The sequence below is a fragment of the Anaerococcus rubeinfantis genome (assembly GCF_001487145.1).
Lineage (GTDB): Bacteria > Bacillota > Clostridia > Tissierellales > Peptoniphilaceae > Anaerococcus > Anaerococcus rubeinfantis.
On sequence record NZ_LN913016.1, the window covers coordinates 565385 to 580057 of the forward strand.

Genomic DNA, 14673 nt, shown 5'->3' on the forward strand with positions numbered 1-14673 from the left:
CAAGTAAATTTTTTCCGTATGATATTCTTTGCATGAAGGTTTTCTAAATTAATTAAGTGAAGTTAGTAAGGCTTTTTTATTTTTGAAAAATTTAAGGAGAAAATATGGAAAAAATTGGAATCTATATTCACATTCCTTTTTGTAAGAAAAAATGTTTTTATTGCGATTTTACTGCTTTTCCGAATTTAGAATCTTGGATAAAGCCTTATTTTGAAAATTTAAAAAAAGAAATAAAATTATACCAAAAAAATATGGATGTAGAAATTGATTCAATTTATATTGGTGGGGGAACTCCAACTTATGTTGATTTTAAATATATTAAAGAGCTTGTAGATTTACTTAAAAAATTTGATTTAAGTCAGGTCAAAGAATTTACGATTGAAGCAAACCCAAATTCTTTGACCTTGGATAAATTAAAAGCTTACAAAAATTTAGGTATAAATAGGATTTCTCTTGGCGTTCAATCTTTTGATGATGAGGTTTTAAAAAAAATTGGCAGAGACCACAACAAGGAAATTGTCCTAAAGGATATAGAAAATATTAGAAAAGCAGGTTTTGATAATCTTTCTTTGGATATGATTTTAAATCTACCAAGTGGAAATTTTGATTCTATAAAAAAGGATTTAGAAATAATAAAAAAAATAAATCCAGAACATTTATCTTATTATTCTTTAATTCTCGAAAAAGGCTCACATTTTTATAGCCTTTATAAAAAAGACAAGCTAAAACTTATGGATGATGATTTGGAAAGAGATATTTTTTCTTATATTGAAAATTATTTAGAAGATATTGGCCTAAATAGGTATGAAATTTCTAATTTTTCAAAAAAAGGCTTTGAATCCTACCACAATAAAAAATATTGGTCAGAAGGGGGATACCTTGCCTTTGGACTTGGGGCATCAGGATTTTTGTCAAATATTAGATATAATAATGTAAAAAATTTTGTAAAATATGAAAAATTAATTAATAAAGGAAAATTTCCAATAGAATTTAGGGAATTTATTTCAAATGAAGAAAGGGAAAAAGAATATATAATTTTTAAATTAAGAGAAGTAGAAGGGATTAACTTAAAAGAATTTGAAAATATTTTTGGGCATTCTATCTTAGAAAAGTATAGTGAAATCATTGAAAAATTTTATAATGAGGGATTTTTTGAAATTGATCAAAATTTAAGATTTACCCACAAGGGTTTTGATTTATCAAATGAATTTTATATTGAAATAATATAACTTGCAAAAAGGAAATTACCTAGTATATTATAATTAGCAGTCAGATAATTGGAGTGCTAAATGAGGTGAAAATAATGAACGAGAGAAAGAAGATGATACTCTTTTCCATTATAAACTCATACGTTAATCTTGGAGAGCCTATTGGTTCAAATTCATTGCTTAATGAATATTCACTAGATATTTCGTCTGCAACAATTAGAAATGAGATGAGCACTCTTGAAAAGATGGGACTTTTAGAAAAAGCTCACACATCTGGAGGAAGATACCCATCCGATAAAGGTTACAGACTTTATGTAAATAATTTATTAGAAAATTCATTAAATGAGAAAGAAGATGAAAATTTAGAAAAAATTCTTGATAAAAGATATGGCAATGTTTCAAAAATTGTGGAGACTGCGACGCTACTTCTGTCCAAAATGACAAATCTTACAGCCGTTTCTTACACCATAAGAAACAATATTACTAAGGTAATTAATTTAGAGCTTTTAAAAATTGACCCCAACATGCTTTTGTTTATTGTAGTTTATGATAACGGAAGTTTAATAAGCGATAGAATTTATATAAGTGAAGAAATTGATGATGAGAAATTATTTGAAATTTCAAAAACTTTAAAACAAGATATTGAGGGAGAAAGTTTAAAAAATCTTTCAGAAATTTTTGAAAAAATCAAAAATTCTGGCTTTAAGAAGTATGAAAATTTGTTGGATATTTTGGAGAAAAAAATCAACAATGATTCTTTAAGTGATTTGACCAAAGAAGTTATTATAAAAGGACTAGGCAATATCTTTAATTTCAAAGAATTTGAAGATCCAATTAAGGCTAAAGAGTTTATTAAGATATTTGATAGTAAGGAAAGAATTTGGGAATTGATTGAAAATTCCAACAATGAATTGCAAATTACTATTGGTGATGAAAATGAGATAAATGAATTGAAAGATAATACAATCATAACTTCACATTTTAATTATGACAAAGACATTGTAGGCCAAATTGGAATAATAGGACTTACAAGAATTGATTATAAGGAAGTTATTTCTGACATCAAACTAATATCAGATTTACTTAGCAAATAATAAGGTAGGTGTTTAAGGTGGACAATGAAAAAAAGCATGATGAAAATGTAAAAGAAGATTTAAATGAAAATATAGAAGAAGAATTAGAAGAAATTGATGCTGAAATAGTTGATGAAGATGGTAATGTTGAAGAAGAATTGCCAAATGACGATGATAATGAGTACAAAGAAAAATATCAAAGACTATTAGCAGATTTTACTAATTTCAAAAAAAGAGAAGAAAAAGCAAGAGCTGATTTTAAAAAGTTTGCTTCATCAAATTTAATCGAAGAACTTTTACCAGTTTTAGATAATTTTGATAGAGCACTTAAAGATCAGGATGAAGAAGATTCTTTTGTAAAAGGAATCGTAATGATAAGAGATTCTTTTTGGAAAGTTTTGGAAAAAGAAGGCTTGGAAGAAATCGAATCTGATGGAGTAGAATTTGATCCAAACTTCCACCACGCTTTTCAAACAGAAGAAAACGAAGATTTCAAATCAAATTATATTATAGAAACCTATCAAAAAGGATACAAACTAAATGATAGAGTTATAAGACCAAGCATGGTTAAAGTTGCAAAATAGGAGGAAATTAATATGGCAAAAATTATAGGAATTGATTTAGGAACAACAAACTCAGCAGTTGCCGTTATGGAAGGTGGGGATTCAACAATAATCCCAAATACTGAGGGAAATAGAACAACACCATCAGTTGTAGCATTTACAAAAGATGGAGAAAGACTTGTTGGAGAAACTGCAAAAAGACAAGCAATAACAAATCCAGATAGAACAATCTCATCAATAAAAAGAGAAATGGGATCTGATTATAAAACAAATGAAATTGATGGAAATTCTTATACACCAGAAGAAGTTTCAGCAATGATTTTACAAAAATTAAAATCAGATGCAGAAGGCTATTTAAACGATACAGTAACAGATGCAGTAATAACAGTTCCTGCTTACTTTACAGATGCTCAAAGACAAGCTACAAAAGACGCTGGAAAAATTGCAGGCTTAAATGTAAAAAGAATTATAAACGAACCAACAGCAGCAGCCCTTGCATACGGAATGGACAAAGAAACTGACCAAGCAAAAATTATGGTTTATGACCTTGGTGGTGGTACATTTGACGTATCAATTCTAGAAGTAGGCGATGGAGTATTTGAAGTTTTATCTACAAGAGGAAATAATAAATTAGGTGGAGATGACTTTGATAATAGATTAGTTGAATATCTAGCAGCTGAATTTAAAAAAGAAACTGGCGTAGATTTAACAAAAGATCTTACAGCTATGCAAAGATTAAAAGATGCAGCAGAAAAAGCTAAAAAAGAATTATCATCAACAAAAACAACAAATGTAAATCTACCATTTATTACAGCAGTAGATGGACAACCAGTTCACTTAGATTTGACAGTTACAAGAGCAAAATTTGATGAATTGACACACGATTTAGTTGAAGCAACAAGAAAACCAGTGGAAGATGCCCTAAAAGATGCTTCATTATCATCAAGCGATATCGAAAAAGTTTTACTTGTAGGTGGATCATCAAGAATACCTGCAGTTCAAGATCTAGTTAAAAATATAATTGGAAAAGAACCACAAAGAGATATAAACCCAGACGAATGTGTTGCACTTGGTGCTGCAATTCAAGGTGGAGTTTTAACAGGAGAAGTTAAAGATTTATTACTTCTTGATGTAACACCACTTTCATTAGGAATTGAAACTCTTGGTGGAGTTGCTACAAAATTAATCGAAAGAAATACAACAATTCCAACTAAAAAATCTCAAATCTTTACAACAGCTGCAGACGGACAAACTGATGTAGATATTCACGTTGTACAAGGTGAAAGAGAAATGGCAGCAGATAACACCACACTTGGTAGATTCCAACTTACAGGAATTCCTGCAGCAAGACGTGGAGTTCCACAAATTGAAGTTACATTCGATATTGATGCAAATGGTATTGTAAATGTATCTGCAAAAGACCAAGGAAGTGGAAAAGAACAAAAAATTACTATCACATCATCAACAAACCTAACTGATGAAGAAATAGATAAAAAAGTAAAAGAAGCTGAAAAATTTGCTGAAGATGATAAAAAGAAAAAAGAAAGTATTGAAGTTAAAAACAATGCTGAATCATTAGTTTACCAAGCAAGAAAAACTCTTGAAGAAGCAAAAGTTGAAGGTGGCGAAAAAGATAAGATTGAAGAAAAAATCAAAGATCTAGAAGCAAGTATTAAAGCTGACAATACAGAAGATATCAAAGCAAAAACAGAAGCTCTACAACAAGAAATCTACTCAATGAGTGAAGCAATGTATAAAAATGCTCAAGCAAGTCAAGAAGGACAAGATGCTGGAAAAGCTGACGATGATGTAGTAGATGCTGATTATGAAGTTGTAGATGATGACGAAGAATAAAAATAAATAAAATTTAAAGAATAGGAAGCCTTGCTTCTTATTCTTTATTTTTGCTTAAAATTTTAAAATATAATTTAATTTTTTTATCAAAGCGGTATAATAGTTGAGCTTGTATAAAAAGATAAAATTATAAATTAAGATAGGACAAATAAATTAGCAATAATTTATTCAGAGCGTAGACAAAGTCAGTTTAATAATTTATTAATAATTTAAAAATAAAATCATGCTAAAACCCATCTCGACTAAGTGAGTGAAACGAACGCATGGAGAGATCTCATGAGATTTCTTGACTCACTGCGTTCGTTCGAAATGCGTGAAAATTTAGCTTGTCGACAGTCTGAATAAATTAGCAATAATTTATTTTTTTTATATTGGAGGATAAATGAAAGACCCATATGAATTACTCGAAGTTGACAAAAATGTCAGCGAAGATGAATTAAAAAGAAAATATAGGAAACTTGCAAAAAAATACCATCCAGATTTAAATCCAGATGACGAAGAGGCCCAAGAAAAATTTAAAGAAATTTCAGAAGCCTACGAAATTTTATCAGATCCTCAAAAAAAACGTCAATACGATACCTATGGATCAGCTGCATTTGAAAACGGTGGATCTGGTGGATTTTCTGGTGATTTTGGTGGGTTTGGAGATATATTTGGAGATATATTTGGAGATATTTTCTCCCAAGGAAGAAGTCAAAATGGAAAAAGACCGAGAAAAGGATCTGATATTCAACAAGTAGTAAAATTAACTTTCCAAGAATCAGCTTTTGGAATTTCTAAAGAAATCCAAGTTAGAAGAGAAGTTGAATGTGAAACTTGTCACGGAAAAGGCGCAAAGGATGAAAGTAAAATCAAAACTTGCCCTAAGTGTAATGGATCTGGTGTAATAAATAATATTAGCCAAACCCCATTTGGAACAGTTTCTCGCCAAACTACTTGTGACAACTGCCACGGATCCGGAGAAATTATTGAAGAAAAATGTCCAGATTGCGAAGGAACAGGTAAAAAAATCAAAAATGAAAAAATAAAAATTGATATTCCATCTGGTGTTGAAAATGATTCTGTAATGAGAGTAGTTGGAAAAGGAAATGTTGGTGAAAACGGTGGATCTTATGGAGATTTATATATAATCTTAAAAGTTGAAGAGCACGATATTTTCAAAAGAGATGGACTTGATATTTATTATGAGATGCCAATTTCTTTTGCAACAGCAGCTTTAGGTGGAAACATTGATGTCCCAACTTTAACAACAACCCAAGAATATCACATCCCAGCAGGAACTCAAACTGGAACTAAGTTTAGAATTAAAAATGAAGGTATAAAATCTGACAGGCTTAAAAGGCAAGGAGATCTTTATTTCTATGTAAAAGTTATTACTCCTACAAAATTAACTAAAGAACAAAAAGAAAAATTAAAAGATTTTGCTGAAATATCTGGTGATGAGGTAAAAGAAGATAAGAACTTTTTTGAAAAATTGAAGGATTTGTTTGATTAATGAGTAAAACATTTAATATAAAAACTCTAGGCTGTAAGGTTAACCAATATGAATCTGAAGCTATTGAAGAATTATTTAAAAAAAGAGGTTTTGAAAAAAAAGAAAAAAGCGCTGATATTTACGTTATAAATACTTGCACAGTAACAAATATGAGCGATAGAAAATCAAGACAAACTATTTCAAAAGCTAGAAAAGAAAATAAAGATGCCATAATTGCAGTTATTGGTTGTTATTCACAAGTAAAAGCTGATGAAGTTAAAAAAATTGAAGGCGTAGATATAATTTTAGGATCTCGTAACAAGGAAGAAGTTGTTGATCTTTGCGAAAATTTTATTAAAAATAATGAAAAGATGGAAGATGTAGAAGAATTTTCAATTGGAGAAGTAATTGAAGATTTGGAAATTTCAAATCAAAGTGATATGACTCGTGCCTATATAAAAATACAAGATGGTTGCAATATGTACTGTTCATATTGTTTGATTCCTTATGCAAGAGGAAATATTGCATCAAGAGATTTGGTTTCAATTATTGATGAGGCAAAAAGACTTAGGGATAACGGATACAAAGAAATTGTCCTTACAGGAATTCATGTTGCAAGCTATGGAAAAGATTTTGATTTAGATATTTCTTTAATTGATGTGATTGAACACATTGCAAAAATTGAGGGAATTGAAAGAATTAGACTATCATCAATGGAGCCAAGACATATTGATAGGGAATTTTTACAAAGAATGAAAGATACAAGAAAAGCTTGTGATCATTTTCATTTATCCCTACAATCAGGTTCTGATGATGTTTTAAAGCTTATGAATAGAAAATATGATACAAAAATCTTTAAAGAAAAGGTAGATTTGATTAGGGAATATTTCCCAAATGCAGGACTTACAACTGATATAATCGTAGGTTTTCCAAATGAAAGCGAAAAAAATCATGAGGAAACTAAAAATTTTGTTAAAGAAATAAAATTTTCAAAAACTCATCTTTTCAAATATTCAAAAAGGGATGGGACCAAGGCTGCTGATATGAAAAACCAAGTTGATGGCAATATTAAAAAAAGAAGATCCAAGGAATTATCAATAATTGAAAAAGAAATTTCTCATGCATTTTTGGATAAGCAAATTGGAAAAACTTTATCAGTTTTATTTGAAACAAAAACAGAGCTTGATGGATATAGGTCAGGATATTCTACAAATTATTTAAGAGTTCATACTAAAGATAATGTAGAAATAAATGAAATAAAAAATGTAAAAATCACTCAAAGAATTGATGATTATTTGATTGGAAATATTATAGATTAAAAATTTATAAGAATTTTGAAATTTAAAAGGCTGTTGCAAAATAAGAAAATTGATTAATTTTGCAAGAGCCTTTATTTATTTGGAGCTGGAAACAGGACTTGAACCCGCAACCTTTTGTTTACGATACAATTGCTCTACCGATTGAGCTATTCCAGCCTACGAAATTATTATACGAAAATTTACTTTTTATTCAATATGTATAGATTTTAAATTTCTTTTTTATTTGGTATAATTATCTCAAAGGTGGTAATATGAATAATTTAAATTATGATGGAATATTTGATATTTTAAATAGAATAAACTTTCCTTTAGCAATTGTAATAATCATTATTGGTCTTGTTATTTTATTTTTGATATCAAAAATTTTATTAAAGGCTGGTATATTTTTATTAGCTATGACCTTTATTTTCGATATGATTTTAAGGGTTTTACCTTTTGATATATACTTAAATTATCCTAACATTAAACTTATAATTTATATACTTTATGCTTTAGGATTTGTTATTTTTGCCTATAAAAATATTAAAAGAATTTTGAAAGAAAAAAGAAAAAGAGAGCTTTTTAAAGATAAAAATCCAATAAAAAAAGAAAAATCTGGAAATAATCCTATAAAAAGATTCTTTTCTTATACAGGATCTCTTCCTTTTTTGTTGATGCTTGTATTAAATTTATTTAATCCTGACGAGGGAGTTTATAAAAATATCCTACATTTACTTACAAGCCTATCTTTTTTATTTATGGTATTTACAACTTTGTATAATACTTACAAAAGAATCGACACATTGAAAGAAAATAAGGGTAGGATGAGATTTGATGATTTAAACATACCTTTTAAGAAAAATTCTCCTCAAAAAAGCAAAAATTCTGATAGGAAAGTTTTGAAAAAGGAAGAAAAAGTTGAGGAAGATTTTGATAAAACTCAAACTAGAAAACTTAACTTGGATGATATCAAAGAAGAGCTTAATAAGAATTCATTCGATCCTATAAATTTGGATGATTTTAGAGATACAATGGATCAGACTGATTTGATAAATTTGATTAATGATAAAAATAGCAAACTTGTTACTATGATTTCTTTGACAAATTTATCGGATGGGGTTAAAAAATCATATAAGTCTGATAAATGTATTGCAGATATTAGACAAGACAGCGAGTATAAGGTTGATTTGGAATTTGAAAATTACAATGACTATGATTATGGAAGATTTATAGATTTACTTTTGGACTATTCAAAAAACAGGTCAAAATATAAATTCCAACTGGATTTAGTTCCACAAAAATCAAAAAATTCAAGAGTAGTTTTTTATGACCCATCAAACCTATATGAACTTGATAGGGATTTTGGAGATAAATTTCAAGGAAGAACAATTTCTATGAATTTCCCAAAATATAAAATAAATTATATAACACAAAATTAAACTAAAGCTTTTACAAAATCAATTATGGATTTTGTAAGAGCTTTTTTATTTTTTGAAAAAAGAGTATAGTATATTTATATTTAAATAAATATTTTAATTTTTAAAGGTGCTTTTGAAAAACTATGAATGGTCATAAATTTTCAAGAGTCCCTTTTGTAATTTAAGATGAAGTTAGTGAGGTAATAATGGAAATTTCTAAAATTCTTTCCAATGAATTAAATATCAATCAAAATAGGATTGATGAAGTTATAAAATTGCTTGATGAAGGCTCTACTGTTGCTTTCATTGCAAGGTATAGAAAAGAAAAAACTGGTGACTTAAAAGATACTGAAATTAGAGATATTGAAAGTGGTTTAACAAGGCTTAGAAATTTTGAAAAAAGAAAAGAAGAAATTCTATCTTCTTTAGAAAATCAAGAAAAACTTGATGATGAATTAAAAGAAAAAATTGATCAAGCCAAAACTTTGACTGAACTTGAAGATATATATGCTCCTTTTAAGAAAAAAAGAAAAACAAGAGCAGATAAGGCAAAAGAGCTTGGTCTAATGGATCTTTTGGATGAAATTTTGATGAAGGCTCAAAATGAAGAAGACGCACTTTCCCTTGCAAAAAAATACATAAAAGAAGGAATCGAAGATGAAAATGATGCTATAAACAAGTCCTTGGACATTTTGGCAGAAGATGTGGCAAACAATATCGAGGCAAAAAATATTATAAGAAGAGATGGGCTTGTTAGGGCAAGAATTTTGGCAGAAAAAAAGGAAGATGAAGATTTAACTTATGAAAATTATTATGGTTTTAATGAAAAAATCAAAAATCTCAAGCCTTTTCAAATTTTAGCCTTAAATAGGGCAGAAAAAAATGGTGATTTGACTGTAAAATTAGAATTTACAGATACTTACAACCTAACTTTAATTAAAAATCTTTATAAATCAAATAACGATTATACAGAAGATTTGATAAAAAAAGCCATTGAAGATTCTTATAAAAGACTTTTGCTTCCAGGCATTAGTACAGAAATTAAAAATAAATTAACTGAAAAGGCTGAAGAAGAATCAATAAAGGTTTTTTCAAAAAATTTAAAACCATATATCTTACAAAGACCAATAAAGGATAAAAATATAATCGGTCTTGATCCAGGTTTTAGAACTGGTTGTAAGGTTGCAGTAATTGATAAGCATGGAAAATATTTGGACCAAGCTGTAATTTATCCTGTAAAACCTCATTCAAAAGAAAAAGAAGCAATTGAAACATTAAAAAAATTAATTGAAAAATATGATGTAGATATAATTGCCTTGGGAAATGCAACTGCAAGTAGGGAAACTGAAATTGTTGTTAATAATTTATTAAAAGAAGTTGATGGAGTTTCTTATGCAATTGTAAATGAAGCAGGGGCTTCAGTTTATTCTGCATCAAAGCTTGGTGAAGAAGAATTTCCTGACCTTGATGTAACAATAAGAGGTGCAGTTTCTATGGCAAGAAGGCTCCAAGATCCTATGGCAGAGCTTGTAAAAATTGATCCAAAACACTTGGGCGTTGGTCAATACCAACACGATATAAATCAAAAAAAATTGGACGAAGAGCTTTCAAAAGTTGTGGAAGATAGTGTAAATGAAGTTGGTGTAAATATAAATAATGCATCTTACAAATTATTATCCTATGTCTCAGGTTTAAATTTAAATCTTGCAAAAAGAATTGAAGAAGATTTTAAAAATGGACAAATAATCGAAAGACGTGATTTAAAAAAAGTTAAGGGACTTGGTGATAAAACTTACAAGATGGCAGCAGGGTTTTTGAGATTTCCTGATTCACCAAATTTTTTAGATAACACTGCAGTCCATCCAGAAAGTTATAAAATTGCAAAAAAACTTGTAGACTATAATTTAGATGAAATAAATTTAGAAAAATGTGCTAAAGATCTCGAAGTTGGGGTATTAACTTTAAAGGATATAATAGAAGAGCTAAAAAAACCAGGACGAGATCCTAGGGATGAACTTCCAGAAGTTGTTACAAAAAGTGAAGTCTTATCAATCGATGATCTTAATGAGGGAGATATCTTAGAAGGAACTGTAAGAAATATTACAGAATTTGGTTGCTTTGTAGATATTGGAGTAGGAATTGACGGTCTTGTTCATATTTCAAATATTAGTGATAAATTTATAAAGGATCCTAATGAGATTGTTACAAATTCTGATATAATAAGAGTAAGAGTAATTGAAATTGATAAAAAAAGAGAGAGAATCGGTTTATCAATGAAAGATTTAAAGGAGTAAAAATGTTTGATTTTTTTAAAAAGAAAAAAAAGGTAGAAAAGAAAGTTTCAATAGCAAGTCCAGTTAATGGAAAAGTTGTAAAATTAGAAGAAGTTCCAGATCCAGTTTTTGCAGAAAAAATGGTTGGTGACGGTTTTGCAGTTTTGCCTGAAGATGGAGAAGTTTACGCTCCAGTTGATGGAGAAGTTACTCTTCAACCAGATGGATACCATGCAATTGGAATAAAAACAGATGAAGGAATAGAAGTTTTGGTTCATTTTGGACTTGAAACTGTAGAATTAAAAGGCGAAGGCTTTACTCCACATGTTAAAGTTGGAGATAAGGTAAATAAGGGCGATAAGGTTTTATCGGTAGATATAGAAAAAATAAAGGACAGGGTTCCTTCAATAATCACACCTTGCATAGTTGCAAATCTTGAAAAAAATATTTTATCAGAAATAAACTTTGACGCAAAATGTGGCGAAGAAGTTCAAACAGTTACAATTGTAGAATAATTGATTAAAAAAACTAACTGTGATAATATTTTTAAGGATAAAAAAATACAAAAAGTTGGAGGATAAATGAGATTATCGAACTATTATATGCCTACATTAAGAGATGATCCTCAAGATGCAGAAACACAAAGTCACAAGCTTTTGGTAAGGGGAGCTTTTATAAGAAAAACTTCATCAGGAGTTTATTCCTACTTACCTCTTGGCATGAGAGTAATAAATAAAATAGAAGATATTGTAAGAAAATCTATGGAAAAATATGATTCTATAGAAGTTTCAACATCAGTTTTACAAAGTAAAGAGATTTGGGAAAAATCTGGACGATGGGAAAATTTTGGACCTGAAATGTTTAAAATAAAGGATAGACACGACAGGGAATATTGCCTCGGACCAACAGCTGAAGAGCAATTTACAACTTTAATCAAAGATGAAATAAATTCTTACAAACAACTTCCATTGAATTTATATCAAATAGTTTCAAAATTTAGGGATGAAAAAAGACCAAGATTTGGAATAAATAGGTCAAGAGATTTTATAATGAAAGATGCCTATTCTTTTGATGTGGATTATGAAGGTTTAGAAAAATCCTACAAAAAAATGTGGGATGCTTATGTAGAAGTTTTTGATGCCCTAGATCTTGATTATAAAATCGTAGAGGGTGATTCAGGAGCAATGGGCGGAAATACAAGTCATGAATTTATGGCTCTTGCAGAAACAGGTGAAGGCGAAATTTTCTATACAGAAAATTCAAATTATGCAGCAACTGATGAATCTGCAAAATTTTTCTTAGACATTGATGAAAATGAATGTGAAAAAGAATTAGAATTAGTAGAAACTAAAGATGCAAAAACAATCGAAGAAGTTTCTAATTTTCTAAAAATAGATCAAAATAAATGTGCAAAAGCTGTTGATTTATTAGTCCAAGGAAATCCAGTTCTTGTTATAGTTCCTGGAGATAGGGAATTAAATATGGCAAAATTAATTTCTTACCTAAAAGTCCCAGAACATGAAATCGAAATGATGGATGATGAAACAATCAGAAAAATTACTGGAGCAGAACCTGGCTTTACAGGTCCAAAGGATTTAAAAGAAGACGTTAGAGTAATTGTTGATAAATCTATTACAAGATACAAAAACCTAGTAATTGGGGCAAATAAAACCGACCACCATTATATAAATGCAAATTACAAAAGAGATTTTGATGGGGAAGTTGCTGAAGATCTTTTAACAGCAAAAGAAGGTGACCTTTCACTTGATGGAAAGGAAAAACTTCAAATTGCTCGTGGAATAGAAGTTGGAAATATCTTCCAATTGGGAACAAAATATTCAGAAAGCCTTGAAGCTTATTTCTTGGATGAAAATGGAAAACAAAAACCATTTATAATGGGATCATATGGAATTGGAATTACAAGATCAATTTCAGCAATAATCGAGCAACACTATGATGATAATGGAATAATTTGGCCAACAAAAGTTGCACCATTTGAAGCGTGGATTACTCTTGTAAATAAAAATAAAGAAGAACAAAAAGAAATAGCAGAAAAAATCTATAATAAATTATTAGATCAAGGCATAGAGGTAATGCTTGACGATAGAAAAGAAAGAGCTGGAGTTAAATTTAACGACAGAGACCTTGTTGGAGTTCCTTATAGGATTACAGTTGGAAAAGATGCCAAGGATGATATAGTAGAATTTTCAAAAAGATCAGATATGGAAAATTTAAAAATGTCAACTGATGAAGCTATTGAAAAAATAATAAGTTCAATAAAAGAAGACTTATGCAAGTAGTTGATTATAAAATTTCAAAAGAATTTTTGGAAAATATTTTACTAGATAATAAAAAAATAATTGCCCTATTTCATGCAAATTGGTCAAATTTTTCTCAAAATATGAAAGAAGAATTTCTAAAAGAGGAAGAAGACTCATATAATAATATAAAAAAAATCATAATAGATATTGATAAAAATGGGGAATTAGTAAAAAAATTGGGTATTAATCAAATACCATCTTTAGTAACTATTACTAAAAATAGTCTAAGGAAAAATGATTTTACGATAAATAATTAAGAAATATTTAAGGAGTGAATATGTTAGTTAATGCGAAAGAAATGTTAGACAAAGCTTACGAAAATGGTTATGGAATTGGACAATTCAATATAAATAACCTTGAATGGACAAAGGCAATTCTTGAAACCTGTGAAGAAAAAAAATCTGCAGTTATTTTGGGAGTATCTGAAGGTGCTGCAAAATATATGGGTGGATTTAATGTAGTTGCTAAAATGGTTGAAGGACTTGATAAAGATTTAAATATCACAGTTCCAGTTGCTCTTCACTTAGATCACGGAACATATGAAGGTGCAAAAAAAGCACTAGATGCTGGATTTACTTCAATAATGTTTGATGGATCAAGTCTTCCAATAGATGAAAATATTGAAAAAACAAAAGAATTAGTAGAGCTTTGCCACTCTAAAAATGTTTCTATAGAAGCTGAAGTTGGCGGAATCGGCGGAGAGGAAGATGGAGTTGTTTCTGCAGGAGAATTAGCAGATCCTGAAGAATGTAAACAAGTTGCTTCACTTGGAGTTGATTTCTTAGCAGCAGGAATTGGAAATATTCACGGAGTATATCCAAAAGATTGGCAAGGACTTAACTTTGAAAGACTTGAAGAAATCAAAAATGCAGTTGGAAAAATTCCTCTAGTTTTACACGGTGGTACAGGAATTCCTGAAGAGCAAGTTAAAAAAGCTATTGAAAGAGGAGTTTCTAAAATCAACATCAACACTGAATGCCAAATCGTATTTACAGAGGCAACAAGAAAATATTTCGAAGAAGGAAAAGACAAAGTAGGTAAGGGATTTGACCCAAGAAAAGTTTTAAAACCAGGTTATGAAGCAATCAAAGATAAGGTAAGAGAAAAAATAGAATTTTTCGAATGTGAAAATTCAGCAGAAAAATAAAAAATAAAATCGGAGCCTTAGGGCTCCGTATATTTTTATATACA

General features: G+C 29.3%; 12 protein-coding genes and 1 tRNA gene. 12 read left to right on the top strand and 1 reads right to left on the bottom strand.

All coding sequences use genetic code 11. The features are described 5' to 3' along the window. Positions 1-104 precede the first annotated feature (104 nt). From hemW to mtaB, 6 genes are all read left to right on the top strand, one after another. On the top strand, positions 105-1229 hold the full coding sequence (gene hemW / locus BN3265_RS03605) for a radical SAM family heme chaperone HemW (protein ID WP_058990195.1): 1125 nt from the start codon (positions 105-107) through the stop codon (positions 1227-1229). 74 nt (positions 1230-1303) lie between these two features. Then, positions 1304-2302, top strand: a complete 999-nt coding sequence (gene hrcA, locus BN3265_RS03610; protein WP_058990196.1) for a heat-inducible transcriptional repressor HrcA — start codon at positions 1304-1306, stop codon at positions 2300-2302. Positions 2303-2319: 17 nt separating this feature from the next. Then, entirely contained in the window at positions 2320-2865 is a 546-nt protein-coding gene (gene grpE, locus BN3265_RS03615; RefSeq protein WP_058990197.1) for a nucleotide exchange factor GrpE, read from the top strand. 12 nt (positions 2866-2877) lie between these two features. Further along, positions 2878-4698, top strand: a complete 1821-nt coding sequence (dnaK, locus tag BN3265_RS03620; protein ID WP_058990198.1) for a molecular chaperone DnaK — start codon at positions 2878-2880, stop codon at positions 4696-4698. Positions 4699-5080: 382 nt separating this feature from the next. Continuing rightward, complete coding sequence (gene dnaJ, locus BN3265_RS03625) at positions 5081-6193, top strand: molecular chaperone DnaJ (protein ID WP_058990199.1); 1113 nt, start codon at positions 5081-5083, stop codon at positions 6191-6193. Beyond that, the gene (gene mtaB / locus BN3265_RS03630) at positions 6193-7491 is read left to right on the top strand and encodes a tRNA (N(6)-L-threonylcarbamoyladenosine(37)-C(2))-methylthiotransferase MtaB (protein WP_058990200.1); all 1299 of its coding nucleotides are present in this window, start codon (positions 6193-6195) and stop codon (positions 7489-7491) included. Before dnaJ ends, mtaB begins: the two co-directional genes overlap by 1 nt. Positions 7492-7571: 80 nt before the next feature. Here mtaB and BN3265_RS03635 read toward each other — a convergent pair. After that, a tRNA-Thr gene (locus BN3265_RS03635) sits at positions 7572-7647 on the bottom strand. 95 nt (positions 7648-7742) lie between these two features. Between BN3265_RS03635 and BN3265_RS03640 the strand changes: the two genes are divergently transcribed. The 6 genes from BN3265_RS03640 to fba all read left to right on the top strand — a co-directional run bounded on the left by BN3265_RS03640 (position 7743) and on the right by fba (position 14629). After that, positions 7743-8909, top strand: coding sequence for a hypothetical protein (locus tag BN3265_RS03640; protein ID WP_058990201.1), 1167 nt, complete (start codon positions 7743-7745; stop codon positions 8907-8909). A 185-nt stretch (positions 8910-9094) separates the two neighbouring features. Then, complete coding sequence (locus BN3265_RS03645; protein ID WP_058990202.1) at positions 9095-11182, top strand: Tex-like N-terminal domain-containing protein; 2088 nt, start codon at positions 9095-9097, stop codon at positions 11180-11182. Between the two features lie 2 nt (positions 11183-11184). Next, positions 11185-11676 carry a PTS sugar transporter subunit IIA gene (locus BN3265_RS03650; RefSeq protein ID WP_058990203.1) on the top strand — a complete coding sequence of 164 codons (492 nt, stop codon included), beginning with the start codon at positions 11185-11187 and terminating at the stop codon, positions 11674-11676. Between the two features lie 66 nt (positions 11677-11742). Next, complete coding sequence (locus tag BN3265_RS03655) at positions 11743-13461, top strand: proline--tRNA ligase (RefSeq protein WP_058990204.1); 1719 nt, start codon at positions 11743-11745, stop codon at positions 13459-13461. After that, on the top strand, positions 13452-13739 hold the full coding sequence (locus tag BN3265_RS03660) for a thioredoxin domain-containing protein (RefSeq protein ID WP_058990205.1): 288 nt from the start codon (positions 13452-13454) through the stop codon (positions 13737-13739). Before BN3265_RS03655 ends, BN3265_RS03660 begins: the two co-directional genes overlap by 10 nt. Before the next feature lie 20 nt (positions 13740-13759). Next, the gene (gene fba, locus BN3265_RS03665) at positions 13760-14629 is read left to right on the top strand and encodes a class II fructose-1,6-bisphosphate aldolase (protein ID WP_058990206.1); all 870 of its coding nucleotides are present in this window, start codon (positions 13760-13762) and stop codon (positions 14627-14629) included. Positions 14630-14673 lie beyond the last annotated feature (44 nt).

Excerpts from the sequence above, each read along its gene's own strand:
- dnaK (WP_058990198.1), top strand. The coding sequence starts at position 2,878 with ATGGCAAAAATTATAGGAATTGATTTAGGAACAACAAACTCAGCAGTT.
- BN3265_RS03640 (WP_058990201.1), top strand. The coding sequence starts at position 7,743 with ATGAATAATTTAAATTATGATGGAATATTTGATATTTTAAATAGAATA.
- BN3265_RS03650 (WP_058990203.1), top strand. The coding sequence starts at position 11,185 with ATGTTTGATTTTTTTAAAAAGAAAAAAAAGGTAGAAAAGAAAGTTTCA.
- hrcA (WP_058990196.1), top strand. The coding sequence starts at position 1,304 with ATGAACGAGAGAAAGAAGATGATACTCTTTTCCATTATAAACTCATAC.
- BN3265_RS03660 (WP_058990205.1), top strand. The coding sequence starts at position 13,452 with ATGCAAGTAGTTGATTATAAAATTTCAAAAGAATTTTTGGAAAATATT.
- mtaB (WP_058990200.1), top strand. The coding sequence starts at position 6,193 with ATGAGTAAAACATTTAATATAAAAACTCTAGGCTGTAAGGTTAACCAA.
- BN3265_RS03655 (WP_058990204.1), top strand. The coding sequence starts at position 11,743 with ATGAGATTATCGAACTATTATATGCCTACATTAAGAGATGATCCTCAA.
- hemW (WP_058990195.1), top strand. The coding sequence starts at position 105 with ATGGAAAAAATTGGAATCTATATTCACATTCCTTTTTGTAAGAAAAAA.
- BN3265_RS03645 (WP_058990202.1), top strand. The coding sequence starts at position 9,095 with ATGGAAATTTCTAAAATTCTTTCCAATGAATTAAATATCAATCAAAAT.
- dnaJ (WP_058990199.1), top strand. The coding sequence starts at position 5,081 with ATGAAAGACCCATATGAATTACTCGAAGTTGACAAAAATGTCAGCGAA.
- fba (WP_058990206.1), top strand. The coding sequence starts at position 13,760 with ATGTTAGTTAATGCGAAAGAAATGTTAGACAAAGCTTACGAAAATGGT.